15 protein-coding genes, 1 rRNA gene and 2 pseudogenes are annotated in these 18,559 nt (G+C 61.3%); 12 read left to right on the forward strand and 6 right to left on the reverse strand.

The genetic code is table 11. The features are described from left to right. Positions 1–34: 34 nt before the first annotated feature. The 9 genes and pseudogenes from rrf to CRP40_RS13620 all read left to right on the forward strand — a co-directional run bounded on the left by rrf (position 35) and on the right by CRP40_RS13620 (position 6,860). Positions 35–150, forward strand: a 5S ribosomal RNA gene (rrf, locus tag CRP40_RS13585). A gap of 218 nt (positions 151–368) precedes the next feature. Then, complete coding sequence (locus tag CRP40_RS13590; protein ID WP_033694986.1) at positions 369–1,250, forward strand: nitrilase family protein; 882 nt, start codon at positions 369–371, stop codon at positions 1,248–1,250. Positions 1,251–1,365: 115 nt separating this feature from the next. Beyond that, positions 1,366–1,917, forward strand: coding sequence for a UPF0149 family protein (locus tag CRP40_RS13595; RefSeq protein WP_027914186.1), 552 nt, complete (start codon positions 1,366–1,368; stop codon positions 1,915–1,917). Positions 1,918–1,931: 14 nt separating this feature from the next. Then, a pseudogene (locus tag CRP40_RS22295) lies at positions 1,932–2,000 on the forward strand (metal-binding protein); the annotation flags it as partial. Then, positions 2,000–2,431, forward strand: a complete 432-nt coding sequence (locus CRP40_RS13600; RefSeq protein WP_304650366.1) for a UPF0149 family protein — start codon at positions 2,000–2,002, stop codon at positions 2,429–2,431. The pseudogene CRP40_RS22295 and the gene CRP40_RS13600, both read left to right, overlap by 1 nt. Positions 2,432–2,639: 208 nt before the next feature. Next, entirely contained in the window at positions 2,640–3,269 is a 630-nt protein-coding gene (locus CRP40_RS13605; protein ID WP_027914188.1) for a glutathione S-transferase, read from the forward strand. A gap of 27 nt (positions 3,270–3,296) precedes the next feature. Beyond that, a complete protein-coding gene (locus CRP40_RS13610; protein ID WP_027914189.1) occupies positions 3,297–5,321 on the forward strand; it encodes a pyridoxamine 5'-phosphate oxidase family protein in 2,025 nt (674 codons plus the stop codon). 71 nt (positions 5,322–5,392) lie between these two features. Then, entirely contained in the window at positions 5,393–6,289 is an 897-nt protein-coding gene (locus CRP40_RS13615; protein WP_027914190.1) for a LysR family transcriptional regulator, read from the forward strand. Positions 6,290–6,401: 112 nt separating this feature from the next. After that, positions 6,402–6,860, forward strand: coding sequence for a hypothetical protein (locus tag CRP40_RS13620; protein ID WP_027914191.1), 459 nt, complete (start codon positions 6,402–6,404; stop codon positions 6,858–6,860). Between the two features lie 54 nt (positions 6,861–6,914). Here CRP40_RS13620 and CRP40_RS13625 read toward each other — a convergent pair whose 3' ends face one another. From CRP40_RS13625 to CRP40_RS13635, 4 genes and pseudogenes are all read right to left on the reverse strand, one after another. Further along, the gene (locus CRP40_RS13625; RefSeq protein WP_027914192.1) at positions 6,915–8,201 is read right to left on the reverse strand and encodes an MFS transporter; all 1,287 of its coding nucleotides are present in this window, start codon (positions 8,199–8,201) and stop codon (positions 6,915–6,917) included. 201 nt (positions 8,202–8,402) lie between these two features. Next, positions 8,403–8,644 (reverse strand): annotated as a pseudogene (locus CRP40_RS22220) (IS5/IS1182 family transposase); the annotation flags it as partial. A gap of 157 nt (positions 8,645–8,801) precedes the next feature. Next, a complete protein-coding gene (locus CRP40_RS13630) occupies positions 8,802–10,055 on the reverse strand; it encodes a ribonucleotide-diphosphate reductase subunit beta (protein ID WP_023536270.1) in 1,254 nt (417 codons plus the stop codon). Positions 10,056–10,270: 215 nt separating this feature from the next. Next, positions 10,271–13,150, reverse strand: coding sequence for a ribonucleoside-diphosphate reductase subunit alpha (locus tag CRP40_RS13635; RefSeq protein ID WP_027914193.1), 2,880 nt, complete (start codon positions 13,148–13,150; stop codon positions 10,271–10,273). A gap of 675 nt (positions 13,151–13,825) precedes the next feature. On the opposite strand from CRP40_RS13635, the gene CRP40_RS13640 reads away from it, so the two are divergent. After that, positions 13,826–14,524: a response regulator transcription factor gene (locus tag CRP40_RS13640; protein ID WP_027914194.1), complete on the forward strand. Its 699-nt coding sequence runs from the start codon at positions 13,826–13,828 to the stop codon at positions 14,522–14,524. Next, a complete protein-coding gene (locus CRP40_RS13645; RefSeq protein ID WP_033694988.1) occupies positions 14,515–16,125 on the forward strand; it encodes an ATP-binding protein in 1,611 nt (536 codons plus the stop codon). Before CRP40_RS13640 ends, CRP40_RS13645 begins: the two co-directional genes overlap by 10 nt. 3 nt (positions 16,126–16,128) lie before the next feature. Here CRP40_RS13645 and CRP40_RS13650 read toward each other — a convergent pair whose 3' ends face one another. Next, positions 16,129–16,830, reverse strand: coding sequence for a 4'-phosphopantetheinyl transferase superfamily protein (locus tag CRP40_RS13650; RefSeq protein ID WP_027914196.1), 702 nt, complete (start codon positions 16,828–16,830; stop codon positions 16,129–16,131). A gap of 155 nt (positions 16,831–16,985) precedes the next feature. Next, on the reverse strand, positions 16,986–17,780 hold the full coding sequence (locus CRP40_RS13655; RefSeq protein ID WP_027914197.1) for a dienelactone hydrolase family protein: 795 nt from the start codon (positions 17,778–17,780) through the stop codon (positions 16,986–16,988). 129 nt (positions 17,781–17,909) lie between these two features. Between CRP40_RS13655 and CRP40_RS13660 the strand changes: the two genes are divergently transcribed. After that, entirely contained in the window at positions 17,910–18,515 is a 606-nt protein-coding gene (locus CRP40_RS13660) for an outer membrane beta-barrel protein (RefSeq protein WP_023536250.1), read from the forward strand. Positions 18,516–18,559 lie beyond the last annotated feature (44 nt).

Below are 18,559 nucleotides of genomic sequence, written 5' to 3' on the forward strand. Positions count from 1 at the left end.
GGCTGTCCAACAGGACATTCTGGCTACAGAATTTCTTGACGACCATAGAGCATTGGAACCACCTGATCCCATCCCGAACTCAGTAGTGAAACGATGCATCGCCGATGGTAGTGTGGGGTTTCCCCATGTGAGAGTAGGTCATCGTCAAGATTCATTTCGCAAAACCCCTATCTGCGTATGCAGGTAGGGGTTTTGTCTTTGGGGCTACCCATAGCTATTGCAGCTGAAGACGTGATTTGAGCTGTAAGACCTCGCCTACCATCTGAACCGTAGAATCCTACCGACCTATCAGAAACGCCCGACTGTATCCGGTTAACGAAAGCCGGCTCTACTGGCTTCCTTCTAAACGATCAAAGAGGGAAGGCATCATGGCCGCATTCAGCCCGGCACGCATTGCAGTCATCCAGTTCGCCCCTCAGGTCGGGCTTGAACATTGCGCTGGTAACCTCGCCAAGAGCGTGGCATTGGCACGCAGCGCCGCGCGTGCTGGAGCCAACCTCATTGTGCTGCCCGAACTCACCAACACGGGCTACACCTTTGTGTCGCGAGCAGAAGCATATGCTCACGCCGAGACGCTTGAGCACGGCCCCAGCGTGCAGGTTTGGGCCGACCTGGCCGAGCAATATCAGATCTACCTGGCTGCCGGGTTCGTCGAACAGGATGGATTTAAACTGTATGACAGTGCGGTGCTGTTCGGCCCGAGCGGTTTGCTCGGGCATTACCGCAAGGCTCACTTGGGAGCCCAGGAAAACCTGTGGTGTACCCCAGGTAACTCGGGCTTTCCAGTATTCGAAACATCGATAGGCCGCATTGGTCTTTTGATCGGTTGTGATATCTGGTTCCCGGAAGTGCCCCGGGTGCTGTCAGCCCAAGGGGCCGATCTGATCTGCAGCCTCAATAACTGGGTCTGGACGCCACCCCCGCTATTCGATCAGACAGACCGGTGCATGGCCAATTACCTGACTATGACGGCCGCTCACGTCAATAACGTCTGCATCGCCGCTGCCAATCGTATCGGGAACGAGCGAGGTAAGCGGTTTCTGGGATGTTCGCTGATTGCTGGAACCAACGGCTGGCCTATCGGCGAGGTGGCAAGTGCAGAGGAGCAGACCACCGTCTTCGCCGATATAGACCTGAGCAGTGCTCGCTCGGCCGCTTGCAACGCCTTGAATGGCGTACCCCGCGATCGACGTACAGATCTTTACGACGTAGCCCTCGGTTATCGCCTGCATGAGGCCATACCACGTTAAGGAGTTGAGCACGCCATTCAGGCAGACCTATATGATGCGTATGTGGCGCGCAGGCGCTGTGCACGAGGTCTTTATGTTAGGGTGCACGGACATCTGACTGCCAGGACCCTACTGCATGTTCTTACCGCTTACCGAAAAAGAGCTCAATCGCCTCGAAGACATGTTGATCGTCTACGGCAATGATTACTCGGTCATCAATCTGGCAGAGCTCAACGGGTTCTTCACCGCCCTGGCCAGCTCACCCAATACCGTCCAGCCTATGGAATGGCTGCCAGCAGTAGCCGGCGGTCATGTTCCCAAGTTCAAGAAGCCGGCTGACGAAGAGGCCTATACGGCATTGATGCTGCGCTACGCCAGTCAGGTGGCCGAAGACCTGGAAGACAATGTCGATGGTTTCCAGCCGCTTTTCGAGCAAGGCGAGGGCGACCAGGGGACCGAAGTCGTCATGGAGGAGTGGTGCTTTGGCTACATGCGTGGCACCCAAGTCGCGGGTTGGGCTGCTCTGCCTCCAGAACAGGATGCGCTGCTCAAGACCATCTCGCTGCATGGGCTGGAAGATAACGTCGAGTTATTGGACCAGATGTCCGAACAGGATATCCAGCAGTGCGTGCCCCACGTCATCGATGCCGTTCGCCAGCTTTACCGATTTCATTCACAGCAGCGGTAAAGCAATGAGAGTTGTTGTTCAAGCACGGTAACGACAACGCCATACTTACCCTGTCCGAGCTGGACGGCTTCATGAACGCGCTGTGCAGCACACCGCGCGTTGTACCCCCAAGCGAATGGCTACCCGTGGTAGGTGGGGAAAGCTGCCTCATTTCAAAAGCAAGGCGCAGAGCCAGCGTTATTTTGATCTACTCATCAAGTTCCACAACCGTGTGTTGCAGATGCTTGCGCAGGCAACCGATGAACTTGAACTGCTATTCGAAGTACGAGAACTTCCAGACGGCGATGTCGTGGTTCTCAAGGACTGGTGCTTTGGCTACATGAAAGGGGTAGAAGTAGGTCAGTGGCCGCCTTTGCCTGCTGGGCTTCGACATCACTTCGATGCAATCGCGCTCCATGGCGAGGAGAAGAGTTTTCCATTGCTCGATAAGATGAGCTCTGAGGAACATCAAGCCACAGTTCCCCGCGTCGTAGAGGCTGTGCACCGGCTCTATCTCCACAACCGTCATTCCTGAAACACAAGCCCTTGCAGTCACTGCCGCACAGAGCTTGGTACATACGTGTGTCCGGTCACTGCATCACCCTTTATAGCCAGCGCTACACAGGCCAATTGTTTCGACCAGCGAAATTGAGGCTTGCTCCAGGCGCTGATTCTGCTCCTGCACCGATACATGCAGTATGGCTCTACCAGCGCTATGCCGGCGCTGATCAGGAGCCATGCCGATGTCCACCCCAATAAAGCTCTACAACTTCCCCAAGTCCGGTCACGCGCACCGCATCGAGCTCATGCTTTCCCTGCTTGGGTTGCCAACCCAACTGGTTTTCGTTGACCTGGCAGCAGGCGCACACAAGCAACCCGAGTTCCTGGCCCTCAACCCTTTCGGCCAGGTGCCGGTGATCGATGACAACGGCACGGTGATCGCTGATTCCAACGCCATCCTGGTGTACCTGGCCAAGAAATATGACAGCGGCGCATGGCTGCCCGAAGATCCGGTGGCAGCCGCTGCCGTGCAACGCTGGTTGTCGGTGGCTGCCGGCCCGCTGGCCTTCGGTCCGGCCGCCGCGCGCCTGGTGACCGTGTTTGGTGCGGCATTCGATACCGACGAGGTCATTGCACGCGCCCATGGGCTGCTCAAGGTGATCGATACCGAACTGGCCAAAAGACCGTTCCTGGTAGGTCATACGCCAACCATCGCCGATATCGCCAACTACTCGTACATCGCCCACGCACCTGAAGGCAATGTGTCGCTGGAGCCCTATGCCAATGTGCGCGACTGGCTGATGCGAATCGAAGCGTTGCCCGGCTTCGTGGCCATGCCACGTACCCAGATCGGGCTGCAGACCAACGCCTGACACCGTACCGCCCCCGAGGACGTCGCCATGCAGCACATACACGACCATCGCCCATCGCCCTGGCACCCAGGCGAGAAAACCCTGCAGGAAAAGGTGGGTGTAGCAGCGCGCATGGAGGCGGTGGGGCATAAGGTCATTCGCGACTACATGCCCGATCAGCACCGCGCCTTCTACCACCAGCTGCCGTTCATTGTTGCCGCCAGCGTGGACGCGCAGGGCCGTCCGTGGGCGACCTTGCTGGAGGGGCCGGAAGGTTTCATCCGCTCGCCCCATCCTCGTGAGCTGACAATCGATATCCAACCGCCAGCCGACGATCCGGCGACGCCAGGGCTGGCCGCCGGGCAGGCAGTCGGCCTGTTGGGCATCGAACTGCACACCCGTCGACGCAACCGTCTCAACGGCCGCATCCACCAGGCCACCCATGAGCAGTTGCAGGTGACTGTGGCTCAGTCATTCGGCAACTGCCCGCAATATATCCAACGGCGCGACTACATCCGGGTCGCGCAAATGCCACAAGGGCGTATCGATTCCACAGCGCTGGATGCCGATGCCGTCAGTCTGATTCAGGCAGCCGATACCTTCTTCGTCGCCAGTTATGTCGAGCACGCCGACGGCCAGCGAGCGGTGGACGTCTCCCACCGCGGCGGACGACCTGGGTTCGTCAGGGTTGAAGGCAGTCTCCTGACCATCCCCGACTACGCCGGGAACCTGCACTTCAATACTTTGGGCAACCTGCTGGCAAACCCCCGTGCTGGGCTGCTGTTCATCGACTTCAGCAATGGCAACGTGCTGCAACTGTATGGGCGTGCCAAGCTGCTGCTGGACAGCCCCGACATCCCATTGTTCGAGGGCGCCGAGCGCCTCTGGACGCTGGAGGTCGAGCATGTGGTATGGCGTCCGGGCGCAGTTGGCCTGCGTTGGGCATTCAAGGACTACGCGCCTACCACGTTGGCGACTGGCACCTGGGGCCATCTGTCGCAACGCTCGCAACAGGCGCCATGGCAACCCTGGCGCGTGTTGCGGGTGGAGCAGGAAAGCCGTGATATCCGCTCGTTCTACCTCGAGCCGCCTGGCGCTAGCGCAGTGACGTTCGCGCCAGGGCAACATGTGCCGGTGCAAATCCCGCTGGACCCGCATAAGCCGCTGATCCGCACCTACAGCCTGTCCAGCGCGCCTTCCGACGGTCATGTGCGCATCAGCGTCAAGGCACAGGGGCCCGCTTCGCGCTACCTGCATGAGCGCGTCGTGGCAGGCGATGTGCTGCAGGTGCGCCCGCCGGTAGGCGGCTTCACGCTGGATCTGAACAGCACTCGGCCGCTGGTGCTGATTGGCGCTGGCGTAGGCATCACCCCTTTGCTGGCCATGTTGCGCGAGCAGTTGAAGCAAGGGCCGGCGCGGGTCATTCATCTTTTCCAGGGCGCCCGTAGCTTGGCTGATCTGGCATTCCACAAGGAATTGGCACACTTGCAACATCACGCCGCAGGGCTGCTGCACGTGCACCGCACCCTGAGCCAACCCGAAGATCACGCCCGGCCAGGTCGTGATTATCAGTTTGCCGGCCGGCTGAGTATCGAGCACGTCAAAGCCACACTGACATTGGATGACTACGATTTCTACCTGTGCGGCCCAGGCAGCTTCACCCAGGACCTCTACCAGGGGCTACGCGGCCTGCATGTGCCGGACACGCGGATTCATGCCGAGGCGTTCGGCCCGTCTAGCCTTCGCCGCCACTTCGACGCCGGCCAGCCGACCCTGCAGCAACCGCCTGCTGCCAGCGAGTCAGTCGCGGTCCATTTTGCGGCATCAGCCAAACAGGCGCAGTGGTCACCCTCCAGCGGCACACTGCTGGAGTTGGCCGAGGCACATGGCCTGTCGCCGGAGTTCAGTTGCCGGGGTGGAACCTGCGGCACCTGCAAAACGCGGTTGCTCAGTGGCCAGGTGCATTACCCTAACCTCCCAGGCGAAATGCCGCAGAGCGGGAGCGCGCTGATCTGTTGTGCGGTGCCCGCGAAGGTGGATGAGCCAGGGCAGGCGCTGGTGCTTGATATCTGATCGGCCAGAACAGGCAGCACAAGCGCCTTGAATCAAACATAATGCCTGTATTCCCACCCCCAGGAGCCCGCATGGACCAGATCCACCTGATGAAGGTGTTTGTCGCCGTAGGCGAACTGGAAAGCTTCGCCGCGGCTGCGCGTCGCCTGGATATCTCCCCAGCGGCCGTCACCCGTGCTGTCGTCGCCCTGGAGGAACAACTCGGTGTCAAGCTGGCGCTGCGCACCACCCGCAGTGTGCGCCTGACTGAAGCCGGCGGCCGCTACCTGGAGGACACCCGGCACATCCTCGCCAGCATTCACGAGGCCAACGAAGCCGCTGCCGGCATCAACGCCACCCCCAAGGGCGATCTGGCCATCACCGCCCCGAGCCTGTTCGGCAAGAAGTTCGTCATGCCGTGCATCGTGCAGTACTTGCAACGGTTTCCGGAGGTCGACATTAGCGCCTACTTCCTGGACCGCATCGTGAATATGGTCGAGGAGGGCATGGACGTGGCCGTGCGCATCGGCCCCTTGCCCGATTCGGGCCTCAAGGCATTGCGCGTGGGCAAGGTACGCCGCATGTTGTGCGCCTCGCCTGAATACCTGGCCCGCTATGGCACACCCGAACATCCTTCCGACTTGGCAAGTCATGCGGTGATTGGCACCACCGACCTGTCACCGCGCGCTGGTTGGCGCTTCGGGGTGACCGACGAATCGACGTTGGTGCGGGTCAAGCCACGGTTGACCGTCACCAGCAACGACGGGGCGATTGCCGCCGCCAGTGGCGGGCTGGGGATCGCCCGCCTGCTGTCCTACCAGGTGGCTGACGAGCTGGCCAGCGGGCAACTGCGAGTGATCCTGGCTGAATACGAAGAAGCCCCGTGGCCGATTCATGTGCTGCATCGGGAGAGCAAATACGGTTCAACCAAGGTCCGGACCTTCATCGACCTGCTGGCACAAAGCCTGAGGGCCCAACAGTTGGATTGACCTGCTACCCAGCCCATGGGCGGGGTGGGTCTGTCTGGTAAAGTACCGAACTGTTCGCTGGCAGCCCGCCAGCGCGCAATGCTCACAAAAGATTACGCAAGGAAGCCGCTGGATGAACAAACGCTTCACACGCACCTGGCTCGCCGCGCTGCTGTTGCCATGGCTTGCCGCATGTAACGGCCAAAAAGTCGAGCGCGTGCTGGTTTATCAGAACACGGTCTACGACTGGCGCATCGAACACGTGGTGGCCCACAACTGGCCGGCCGGCCCGCACCAGTACTACGAGGTGTTCCTCAAAGGCCGCTTACTGATACTGCCGGCCAACACCTTCAACGACGTGCGCGACATCCGCGAGTTCGTCGCCGCAGGCGGCTTCGATACCAACAACTGGCGCAACGATACGATCATCGTGGCGTTCGAGAATGTGCAGGCGCGCAAGGGCGGCAACGAGCACTTTGTCCGCTCGCTGATGATCACCCCGACGCACCAGGAAGGGGAAGTGATACTGGCCGACATGACCACCCGCCAACAGGTTGCCGTGCAGCGGGTGGAGCCGGGTGGTGATCACTAAAAGTGGATAATGACTTGCGCTGCAACTGTAAGGTGAACAGCGACTCAGAAGGGTTCAAACTGGAACCCGGTCCTTCCTTGCTATTCGACGATACAACACAAGCGTCGCGCACAGCGCACACAGTGCAGCGAATGCGACCCAGTAAGCAGGCGCTGCTTTGTCACCGGTTTCATGGATCAACCAGGTCGACATGACCGGTGTGAAACCGCCGAACAGGGCCGTAGCCAAGCTGTAGGCTAGGGAGAAGCCCGCTACCTTCACTTCGACTGGCATGATTTCCGTGAGCGCCGGGATCATCGCACCGTTGTACATCGCATAGAGGAACGAGAACCACAGCAGTACCTCAAGCATGTGTGCGAAGCTTGCCGCATGGGCCAGGTAAGACAGTGCTGGGTAAGCGGTGAACAGGGTGAGTACGGTCATGGCGATCAGGATTGGTTTACGACCAAAACGGTCGCTGAGCGTGCCGCCGATGGGTAGCCAGATAAAGTTGGACACGCCTACCAGAAGCGTCACCAGCAACGCGTCATTTGTGCTCAGGTTGAGTACAGTCTTACCAAAGGTAGGAGCGTACACAGTGATCAGGTAGAAGGCACTGGTGGTCATGGCGACCATCAGCATGCCCGCGATGACTACCGATGAGTTGCGGCCTAGGGTAGCGATCACTTGCTTCATGGTCGGGCGATGCTGACGCTTCTCGAACGCTTCGGTTTCTTGCAGGTTACGGCGCAGGAAGAAGATGAACGGGATGATCATGCAGGCAGCGGCGAACGGAATTCGCCAGCCCCACTCGCTGATCTCGGCCGGCGCTAGGCTTTGATTCAGTCCGTAACCCAACGCGGCGGCGACCACGATGGCGACCTGTTGGCTGCCGGATTGCCAGCTGGTATAGAACCCTTTGCGACCCGGTGTAGCCATTTCGGCTAGGTAGACCGACACCCCGCCCAATTCAGCACCGGCGGAAAAGCCTTGCAGCAAGCGGCCAAGCAGTACGAGCGCGGGTGCCCAATAGCCGATCGTGGCGAAGCCGGGGACTAGGACGATGAGCAACGTGCCGCTAGCCATGATTGACAGCGTGACGATGAGGCCTTTGCGGCGGCCAACATCGTCGATGTAAGCGCCCAGAATTACCGCCCCCAATGGCCGCATGAGGAATCCGGCGCCGAACACAGCGAAGGTCATCATCAGCGAGGCGAATTCGCTGGAGGCTGGGAAGAAAGCTGAGGCGATTTGGGTGGCGTAGAAACCGAACAGGAAGAAGTCAAATTGTTCGAGGAAGTTACCAGATGTGACACGTAGAACCGCCGCGGCCTTGGACCGGGCGGGAGGCGAAGCAGGCATAGACGGTTCTCCAGCATGAATCTGTTCGTTGTTGAACGATCAATCCCCTCGATTATGCTGGACACATCCTGAAATGCTTAATGAAACATTCTGATCACTGCGGCGCAGGGCGCACAGGGGCCTTACGCGACAGGAGAGGTGACAAGCTCTTGATCCATTCGCAAAGCTCATCGTTTGACGAAAGAAACGATTTCAGCCGCAGATCTGCCAGATCACCGGCCTTCTTCCAGGCTTCGGCTGCTTCTCCAAGCCGGTACAACCCGCGTCGCTACAGATGACGCTACAGCGGCTACATTCGCCGCTATACCGTGTACAGGGTGCACCAGGCCCGATTCGGCATCGGCACTAACAGGCGCCTTCATGGCGAAGAAATATGAGTTACCTTTCTTCGCCTGGTGCATGTCGGGACCGCGCTTACGTTCCTTATTCCTGGTCGAACTGGGGTGCGTGGATGATGAATCAGAAAAATTTCAGAGGGATTAAGTGCACAATGAGCTCATCCGGGCATTGTGCACTTAATCAGCATCGCTTGTAGTATCAGGACTACGTTTAGTATTGGTGAAAAAATTCAGCCGGAGGTGAACACCTACGCCTTGAAGATCAATCCCAGCTCAACGCCCCACCGGTCTGGTACTCGATCACTCGCGTCTCAAAGAAGTTCTTCTCCTTCTTCAAGTCCATGATCTCGCTCATCCACGGGAACGGGTTGGTCGTGCCTGGGTACTCTTCCTTCAGGCCGATCTGCGTCAGGCGACGGTTGGCGATGAACTTGAGGTAGTCCTCCATCATTGCCGCGTTCATGCCCAGTACGCCGCGTGGCATGGTGTCACGGGCGTATTCGATCTCCAGCTGAGTCCCCTGCAGGATCATCTGGGTGGCTTCTTCCTTCATCGCCGCATCCCACAGGTGCGGGTTTTCGATCTTGATCTGGTTGATCACGTCGATACCGAAGTTCAGGTGCATCGACTCGTCACGCAGGATGTACTGGAACTGCTCGGCAACGCCAGTCATCTTGTTGCGACGGCCCATGGACAGGATCTGGGTGAAGCCGCAGTAGAAGAAGATGCCTTCCAGAACGCAGTAGTAGGCGATCAGGTTGCGCAGCAGTTCCTTGTCGGTCTCGACGGTGCCGGTGTTGAACTCGGGGTCGGAGATGGCGCGGGTGTACTTAAGGCCCCAAGCCGCTTTCTTAGCGACCGACGGGATCTCGTGGTACATGTTGAAGATCTCGCCTTCATCCATGCCCAGCGACTCGATGCAGTACTGATAGGCGTGGGTGTGGATCGCCTCTTCGAAGGCCTGGCGCAGGATGTACTGGCGGCACTCGGGGTTGGTGATCAGGCGGTACACAGCCAGGGCCAGGTTGTTGGCAACCAGCGAGTCGGCCGTGGAGAAGAAGCCCAGGTTGCGCATGACGATGCGGCGTTCGTCCTCGGTCAAGCCGTCCTGGCTCTTCCACAGGGCGATGTCGGCGGTCATGTTGACCTCCTGCGGCATCCAGTGGTTGGCGCAGCCGTCGAGGTACTTCTGCCAGGCCCAGTCGTACTTGAACGGCACCAGCTGGTTAAGGTCGGCGCGGCAGTTGATCATGCGCTTTTCATCCACCGCCACACGGGCCGAGGAACCTTCCAGCTCAGCCAGGCCTTCGGCAACGTCCAGGGCGTCCAGGGCCGCCTTGGCGCGCTTGACGGCCTCGGAGTCCGACGCCGTGGCAGCGCGGGCTTCCAGGGCCGCGGCACCGCCGGCGCTGTCGAGTTTGTCGAGGGTGGCGGCGGCGTGAGCCTGCGCAGGGGTGTTGCCTTTGGCGGCGACTTCGCCGTCATCTTCTTTATCGAATTCGTCCCAGCTCAGCATGGTGAGAGTCTCCTGCTCGAGGGCCATCTGTGAAGTATGGCCGGTAGATCTTGGTTGCGGTGCGGTGCACGCAAATCAGCGGTGCCCATGGCGGGCTGGCCCCAGCGGCGTGGCTGCGGCTTTTGTATCGGGTAGCGGGGCGGCAGCGCCACACCCGCAGGCTTGCATACGGCTCTACAAAAAAGAGGCTTCCCGCAGGAAGCCTCGGCCTGGCCTTACTGGCAGGCTTCGCAGTCCGGCTCGTCGATCGCGCAGGCCTTGGGCACTGGTGCAGGGCCGGCTGCCTGGACCGGGGCGCTGTCGCCACCGCTGGACACGGCGTTGAGCTTGCCGGTGTTGATGGTCGACTTCTCGGTGCTGGTGGCGGCCAGGGCACGGAGGTAGTAGGTGGTTTTCAGACCACGGTACCAGGCCATGCGGTAGGTCACGTCCAGCTTCTTGCCCGAGGCACCGGCGATGTACAGGTTCAGCGACTGCGCCTGGTCGATCCACTTCTGGCGACGGGAAGCGGCGTCGACGATCCACTTGGTTTCCACTTCGAAGGCCGTGGCGTACAGCTCCTTGAGTTCTTGCGGAATACGCTCGATCTGCTGCACCGAACCGTCGTAGTACTTCAGGTCGTTGATCATGACCGAGTCCCACAGGCCACGGGCCTTGAGGTCGCGAACCAGATACGGGTTGATCACGGTGAACTCGCCCGACAGGTTCGATTTCACGTACAGGTTCTGGTAGGTCGGCTCGATCGACTGCGACACGCCGGTGATGTTGGCGATGGTCGCAGTTGGCGCAATGGCCATGATGTTCGAGTTACGAATACCTTTCTGTACCCGGGCACGGACCGGCGCCCAATCCAGGGTTTCGTTCAGGTCGACGTCGATGTACTTCTGGCCACGGGCCTCGATCAGGATCTGTTGCGAGTCCAGCGGCAGGATGCCTTTGGACCACAGCGAGCCTTGGAACGTCTCGTAGGCGCCGCGCTCGTCGGCCAGGTCGCAGGAGGCCTGGATGGCGAAGTAGCTGACCGCTTCCATCGACTTGTCGGCGAATTCGACGGCAGCGTCGGAACCGTAGGCGATGTGCTGAAGGTACAGCGCATCCTGGAAGCCCATGATGCCCAGGCCTACCGGCCGGTGCTTGAGGTTCGAGTTACGCGCCTGCGGCACCGAGTAGTAGTTGATGTCGATCACGTTGTCGAGCATGCGCACGGCCGTGTTGACGGTGCGTTGCAGCTTGGCGGTGTCCAGCTTGCCATCGACGATGTGGTTCGGCAGGTTGATCGAGCCCAGGTTGCAGACCGCGATCTCGTCCTTGTTGGTGTTCAAGGTGATCTCGGTGCACAGGTTCGAGCTGTGCACCACGCCCACGTGCTGCTGAGGCGAGCGCAGGTTGCACGGGTCCTTGAAGGTCAGCCATGGGTGGCCGGTCTCGAACAGCATCGAGAGCATCTTGCGCCACAGGTCCTTGGCCTGGATGGTCTTGAACACCTTGATCTTGTTGTACTCGGTCAGGGCTTCGTAGTACTCGTAGCGCTCTTCGAAGGCCTTGCCGGTCAGGTCGTGCAGGTCCGGCACTTCCGAGGGCGAGAACAGGGTCCACTTGCCGTCGTCGAAGACGCGCTTCATGAACAGGTCAGGGATCCAGTTGGCGGTGTTCATGTCGTGGGTACGACGGCGATCATCACCGGTGTTCTTGCGCAGCTCGATGAATTCTTCGATGTCCAGGTGCCAGGTTTCCAGGTAGGCACACACAGCGCCCTTGCGCTTGCCACCCTGGTTGACCGCAACAGCGGTGTCGTTCACGACTTTGAGGAACGGCACGACGCCCTGGGACTTGCCATTGGTGCCCTTGATGTAGGAGCCCAGTGCACGCACCGGCGTCCAGTCGTTGCCCAGGCCACCTGCGAATTTGGACAGCATGGCGTTGTCGTGGATCGCGTGGTAGATGCCCGACAGGTCGTCCGGGACGGTGGTCAGGTAGCAGCTCGACAGCTGCGGGCGCAGGGTGCCGGCGTTGAACAGGGTCGGGGTCGAGGCCATGTAGTCGAAGGACGACAACAGGTTGTAGAACTCGATCGCGCGCGCTTCCTTGTCCTTTTCTTCCAGTGCCAGGCCCATGGCCACACGCATGAAGAAGACCTGCGGCAGCTCGAAGCGCACGCCATCCTTGTGGATGAAGTAGCGGTCGTACAGGGTTTGCAGGCCCAGGTAGGTGAACTGCTGGTCACGCTCGTGATCGATGGCCTTGCCCAGGCGCTCCAGGTCATAGGCTGCCAGGGCCGGGTTGAGCAGCTCGAACTCCACGCCCTTGGCGACGTAGGCCGGCAGGGCCTTGGCATACAGGTCGGCCATTTCGTGGTGCGTGGCGCTGTCAGCGACGTTCAGGAAGGCCAGGCCTTCGGCGCGCAGGGTGTCCATCAGCAGGCGAGCGGTGACGAACGAATAGTTCGGTTCACGCTCGACCAGGGTACGGGCGGTCATCACCAGGGCGGTGTTGACGTCCTTGATGGCCACGCCGTCGTACAGGTTCTTCAGGGTTTCGCGCTGGATCAGGTCGCCATCGACTTCGGCCAGGCCTTCGCAGGCTTCGCTGATGATGGTGTTCAGGCGCGCCATGTCCAGCGGCGCCAGGCTACCGTCGGCCAGGGTGATGCGAATGCTTGGGTGCGGCTCGACCACGGCGTCGGTGCTGACGCGGGTGGCGCGCTCCTTGGCGCGCTGCTCACGGTAGATGACGTAGTCACGGGCGACTTTCTGCTCGCCGGCGCGCATCAGGGCCAATTCGACCTGGTCCTGAATTTCTTCGATGTGGATGGTGCCACCCGATGGCATGCGACGCTTGAACGTGGCCGAGACCTGCTCGGTCAGGCGCGCGACGGTGTCGTGAATGCGCGACGAAGCGGCGGCGGTACCGCCTTCAACTGCGAGGAACGCCTTGGTGATGGCCACGGTGATCTTGTCGTCGGTGTAGGGGACGACAGTACCGTTACGCTTGATCACGCGCAGTTGGCCAGGGGCAGTGGCGGCCAGATCCTGATTGGATTCGGCAACCTGCGGGGCCTTGGCCTGCGGGTTCTCGCGAGTCGTGTCGGTTTGCATGGGTGGGTGTCTCCACAGTTTCTATATTGATCAGGCGCCCAATTGGGCGCCCACCGTTCCGTCCACTTGCTCGATTGCCTGGCGGGGATGCGCAACGCAAGCGCATCCGTCCGCGCGGGCGTACCGACTTCGGGACAGACTCAGGAATAAGGGCAATGGCTTGCCGCTCCCTGGCCGAAGTCAAAAGTTCCGGGTTGCCGGAATCCGTTGCTGATGAGTGCCAGGCTCGCCTGGTTCACCCATGCCCGAACAAGGCCCTGACAGGGCTTGCCTCGGTCGCCTCCGCAGGAGCGGTTTGGCTGCTGAAACCACCGTAAGTTCAGCCGAAAAATCCGATGATTTTGCGGGTTGACTTTTGTAAGTGATTTTGCGCGAACCCCTATATCTAGTGGTTCGTCGCGATCGCGATACAAGATAATGCGGTATGGGGGTGTTTGCAAGGCGAGCGGCTGTGGATATCTTGTGGGTACTTTGTGAGTGAAACGTGAGTATTCGCTGTAGGCCTTGTGCCCACTGGTTTGAAGTGTTTTTCTGCGTCTGCTTGCCGCTGGGCAGTTTTTTTCAGGGGCCGCCGACGCACCCGGATCATTGTCCACAGAACCACCCAAGTGGGTTGGCTCGGCAGGGTCCTGGTCGTACTATCCAGGGAAAAACAACACCAACAGGCCCTACGCCATGGATCCAACGCTACCGCGCATCCTCATCGTCGAAGACGACCAGCGTCTGGCCGAACTGACTGCCGAGTACCTGAGCGCCCAAGGGTATGCGGTCAGTGTCGAGGGCGATGGCGCTCGCGCAGCGCGACGCATCATCGACACCCAGCCGGACCTGGTCATGCTGGATGTGATGTTGCCGGGCGAAGATGGCATGAGCATCTGTCGGCGAGTGCGCAGCCAGTACCCTGGGCCCATCCTGATGCTCACGGCGCGCACCGACGAGCTGGATCAGGTGCAAGGACTGGACATTGGCGCAGACGACTACGTGTGCAAGCCCGTACGCCCCCGGCTGTTGCTGGCGCGCATCCAGGCCTTGTTGCGTCGCAGCGAGGCGCCTGCGGGCAAACGCCAGGACCTGACCTTCGGTGCGCTGCGCATCGACAGCCGGGTGCGTGAGGCGTGGCTTGGCGATCGGCAGATCGAGCTTACCGGCGCCGAATTCGACCTGCTTTGGCTGCTGGCCAGCAACGCTGGCAAGGTGCTGACCCGCGAGCAGATCTCCACGGCGCTGCGCGGTGTGGGCTATGACGGCCAGGACCGCTCCATCGACATACGCATTTCCCGTATCCGCCCTCGCATCGGCGACGACCCTATCCAGCCCCGGCTGATCAAGACCCTGCGCAGCAGAGGCTATCTGTTCGTGGGCCAATGCCCGTGAATTCCATTTTCCTGCGCATCTATGGCGGCATGCTGGCGGTCCTGGTACTGGTGGCGCTGCTGGGGGTGCTCAGCCTGCACCTGGTCAACGAAGTACGCGCCGCCCAGCACCGCGAGGGCCTGGCGCAAGGCACGTTCAGCCTCATGGCCGATAACCTGGCCGTGCAGAGCGACACCGAGCGCAAGCGTTCCCTGCTGCTGTGGGGGCGGCTGCTGGGGGTGCCGCTGCAGTTGCAGCCCATGTCGGCCTTCGCCCTCGATGGCGCACAACGCGCACGTCTGTACCGCAGCCTCGTCGTGGTCGAGAAGACCGGCCCGCATGCAGCTCGGGTGTTGCGCAGGGTAGGGCAGCAGGACCTGCTGCTGGTCGCCCAGGTCAGGCAGATCAGCGAGCAACTGGCGCGCGCTACCCTGTATCTACTGGCCGACGAGCTGGTGCGTTACCCGGTGACCGAACAGCAGCAGCGCCTGGAGCAGATCAAGCACGACAAGGGCTTCGGGTTTGGGGTTGCCTTGCAGCGTATCGAGCGGGCCAGCCTGGATGACGATCAGCGGCGCCGGGTGGAGGAGGGTGACACGGTGATGGCGCTGGGCATGGATGGCGATTCCATACGCGTGTTCGCTGGGCTCTCCGGCTCGCCGTGGGTGCTGGAGATCGGCCCCTTGCACCAGCTCAACCCCTACCCACCCCAGTTGCTGGTGTTGATCACCCTGGTTGGTTTGAGCCTCATTGGCCTGGTGGTCTACCTGCTGGTGCGCCAATTGGAGCGGCGCGTTTCCGGCCTGGCGCGGGCCGCGGCGGGCATCGCCCAAGGCAGCCTGGACACGCGTGTACCGGCAGGCGATGCCGATTCGATCGGGCGCCTGGCAGCGGCATTCAATGGCATGGCCGAGCACTTGCAGCGCTCGCTGTCCATGCAGCGCGAGCTGGTACGTGCCGTGTCGCACGAGCTGCGCACCCCCGTGGCCCGCTTGCGTTTTGGCCTGGAAATGGTCGAAAGCGCCGCCACCGAGCAGGCACGCGCCAAGCACCTTGCCGGCATGGACGGCGACATCCAGGACCTGGACAAGCTAGTCGACGAAATGCTCACCTACGCGCGCCTCGAGCAAGGCGCCCCGGCCCTGACGTTCCAGCGTATCGACCTGGATGCCTTGCTCGATCAGGTCATTGCCGAACTGGCCCCGTTGCGTCGCGACATACGCTTGTTGCGGGGCGATTGCCAGGGCGTCGAAGGCGAGACCGCCTGGGTCGAGGCAGAGCCCCGCTACCTGCACCGCGCCGTGCAGAACCTGGTGAGCAATGCCCTGCGCCACGCCGAGCACGAAGTGCGCGTGAGTTATCAGCTAGGCCCGCACGTGTGCCGTATCAATGTGGAAGATGACGGGCCAGGCATTCCGGAAGGGGTCTGGGACCGCATCTTCACGCCTTTCATGCGCCTGGATGACAGCCGCACCCGTGCCTCCGGTGGCCATGGCCTGGGTTTGTCGATCGTGCGCCGTATCATCTATTGGCACGCAGGCCGCGCCACGGTAGGCCATGGCACGGCCCTGGGTGGCGCCTGTTTCAGCCTTGCCTGGCCGCGACAACAGGCGCCTTTGTAGGCCTCAGGCGCTAACCAGGCTCAGCAAGTGGCCATCCTGCAGGCAGAACTGCCCCTGCAGTTGGGCGCCCTTGCGCCATTGGGCGGACAGGTCGGTGAGCAGGCGCAGCGTGGCCAGCCCTTCAGCGGACCATTCGAGCAGCTCGGCATGTTCGAAGTAAAAGCGCTGGCCAGTCAGGGGGTAGAGCGTCTTGAACAGGCTTTCCTTGAGCGAGAAGGTCAGGGTCACGGCCAGGCCCAACTGCCGGTGGTCCAGACGCTCCAGCTCCATCGGTGTCAGGATCTCGCCCATCAAACGCTCGGCGCGCTCGTCATCGAGCAGCGCTTCCTGGTCCAACCCTAGCCCGCGGCAGCTGCCTTGGGCGGCAACCACCGCCGCCGCCCAGCCTTTACCGTGGGTAATCGAGCCCCGAATGCCAGCAGGCCAGATGGGGGAGCGGTCTTCGTGGGTGGTGGGCACGTAGTGCCGGCCGTCCAACTGCTGCAACGCAGCGCGCGCGCATACCCGCCCGGCGATGTATTCAGCCTGGCGCTTGGCAACTGAACGTTGCAGGCCCGCACTGGGCACGATGCCAGCACGCGCGAAGTCGTCCGGGGCCACGCTTGTGGGGTCGAAGGCGCAACTGACCAGTACCGCACCAGGCAAGGGACGGGGCAAGGGCCAGTGTTGCCGAAGCGAGGTACAGCAGGCAGGAAGGGTCGTCATGCGCGCTATTGTGCCAGCTGAGCAGGGGTTGCGGGAGGGGCAGGGCGATGCAGCCCGGCACAGGGGCGCAGTTTTCAACGCAAGCATGAAACGCGCCCACTGTTGCCTACCTATCACGGCGATCGCTGGCGTCCCCGCATGGCTGCCCCGCGTGATCACTCATTGAACACCTGCTTGAAGAACGCCTGCATGTCTGCCCATGAGCGTTCGTCGGCCGCCTTGTCATAACCGATGTCGGGCCCGCCGTGAGCGCCATGGCTCAGGCGGTCGGCATCAGGGTTGGTGAACCCGTGCTTGGCCCCGTCGAGGCTGACGAAACGGTAATTCACCTTCGCCGCGTCCATCTCCGCCTTGAAGGCCTGCACCTGTTCGGCGGTCACCATGCTGTCCGCTGCGCCGTGCTCCACCAGAATTGCCGCCCTCACCACCCCAGGCTTTGCGGGTGTAGTGGTAGCCAGGGCGCCATGGAAACTCACCACACCGTCGAGCTTCTCGCCGCGCCTGGCGGCATCGAGTACCACCTTGCCGCCAAAGCAGTACCCCACAGCGCCCAGGTCATGCTTGTTGGTGTTGGGCTGCAACTTGAGCAATTCCAGCCCGGCGTCGAAGCGCCTGGCAGCAGCCTTGGGGTCCTTGAGTGCTGCCGCCATGAACGCCTGGGCGTCCTGAGGGTGCTCGGTGTGCTTGCCGTCACCGTACATGTCGATGGCCAGGGCGTTGTAACCCAGCGCTGCCAAGTCCCGGGCGCGTCGTTTGGCGTAGTCATTGAGCCCCCACCACTCATGCACCACGACGATGCCTGGCCGCTTGCCGGTGACTGCGTCGTCATAGGCGTAATAGCCGACCAGCCGGTTGCCGTCGGCATCCTGGTAGGGGATCTCGCGGGTCTGTACCGCCGCCTGGGCAAAGGCGGCAGTACACATCAAGGTCAAGGCCAGCAAGGCGCGCATGGTGACTACTCCTGGATTGCAATCGGTTCGTTCAGTCAATGTTCAGCAAGGGTTCAGTCGAGGTTCAGTGTGCCCTGCTTACTCTAGCTTCCAGACCTCAACAGCGCACTCGACTGGAGTAACCTCACCATGAAAACATTCAATACCCTGCTTGCCGCCGTAGCCGTCTGCGCCGCTGGCATGACCAGCGCCCAGGCGGCCGACGAAAACTTCGCCAGCCTCACCTACGGCCAGACCAGCGACAAGGTTCGCAAGTCAGGCCTGCTGCAACGCAACACCGACCACCTCAACACCGACGGCGTCATCGCCAAGGACGGTACCTGGGGCGTGCGCCTGGGGCGCATCAATGACCAGGGTCGCTACTACATGACCTACGACAACGTTTCCGGTGACCACAGCGGCTTGAAACTTCGCCAGGAAAACCTGCTGGGCAGCTATGACCTGTTCCTGCCCGTAGGCGATACCACCAAGCTGTTCGGCGGCGGCACCCTCGGCATGACCAAGCTGTCCCAGGAATCGCCAGGCCTGAGCCGCGACACCGACTACGGTTATGCCTACGGCCTGCAGGCAGGCGTCATCCAGGACATCACCGACAAGGCCTCGGTCGAACTGGGCTACCGCTACCTGCGCACCAATGCCGCCACCGAGGTCAGCCCCCACGGCGCGCCGAAGGCCGGCACATTGCGCCTGAGCAGCAGCGCGCAGACCTATCTGGCGGCTTCCTACAAGTTCTGACCTGCCCGTCGCGTTATCCTGTAGCGACCCGGGTCTGGCAAGCC

The organism is Pseudomonas sp. URMO17WK12:I9, assembly GCF_900230165.1.
GTDB lineage: Bacteria > Pseudomonadota > Gammaproteobacteria > Pseudomonadales > Pseudomonadaceae > Aquipseudomonas > Aquipseudomonas fulva.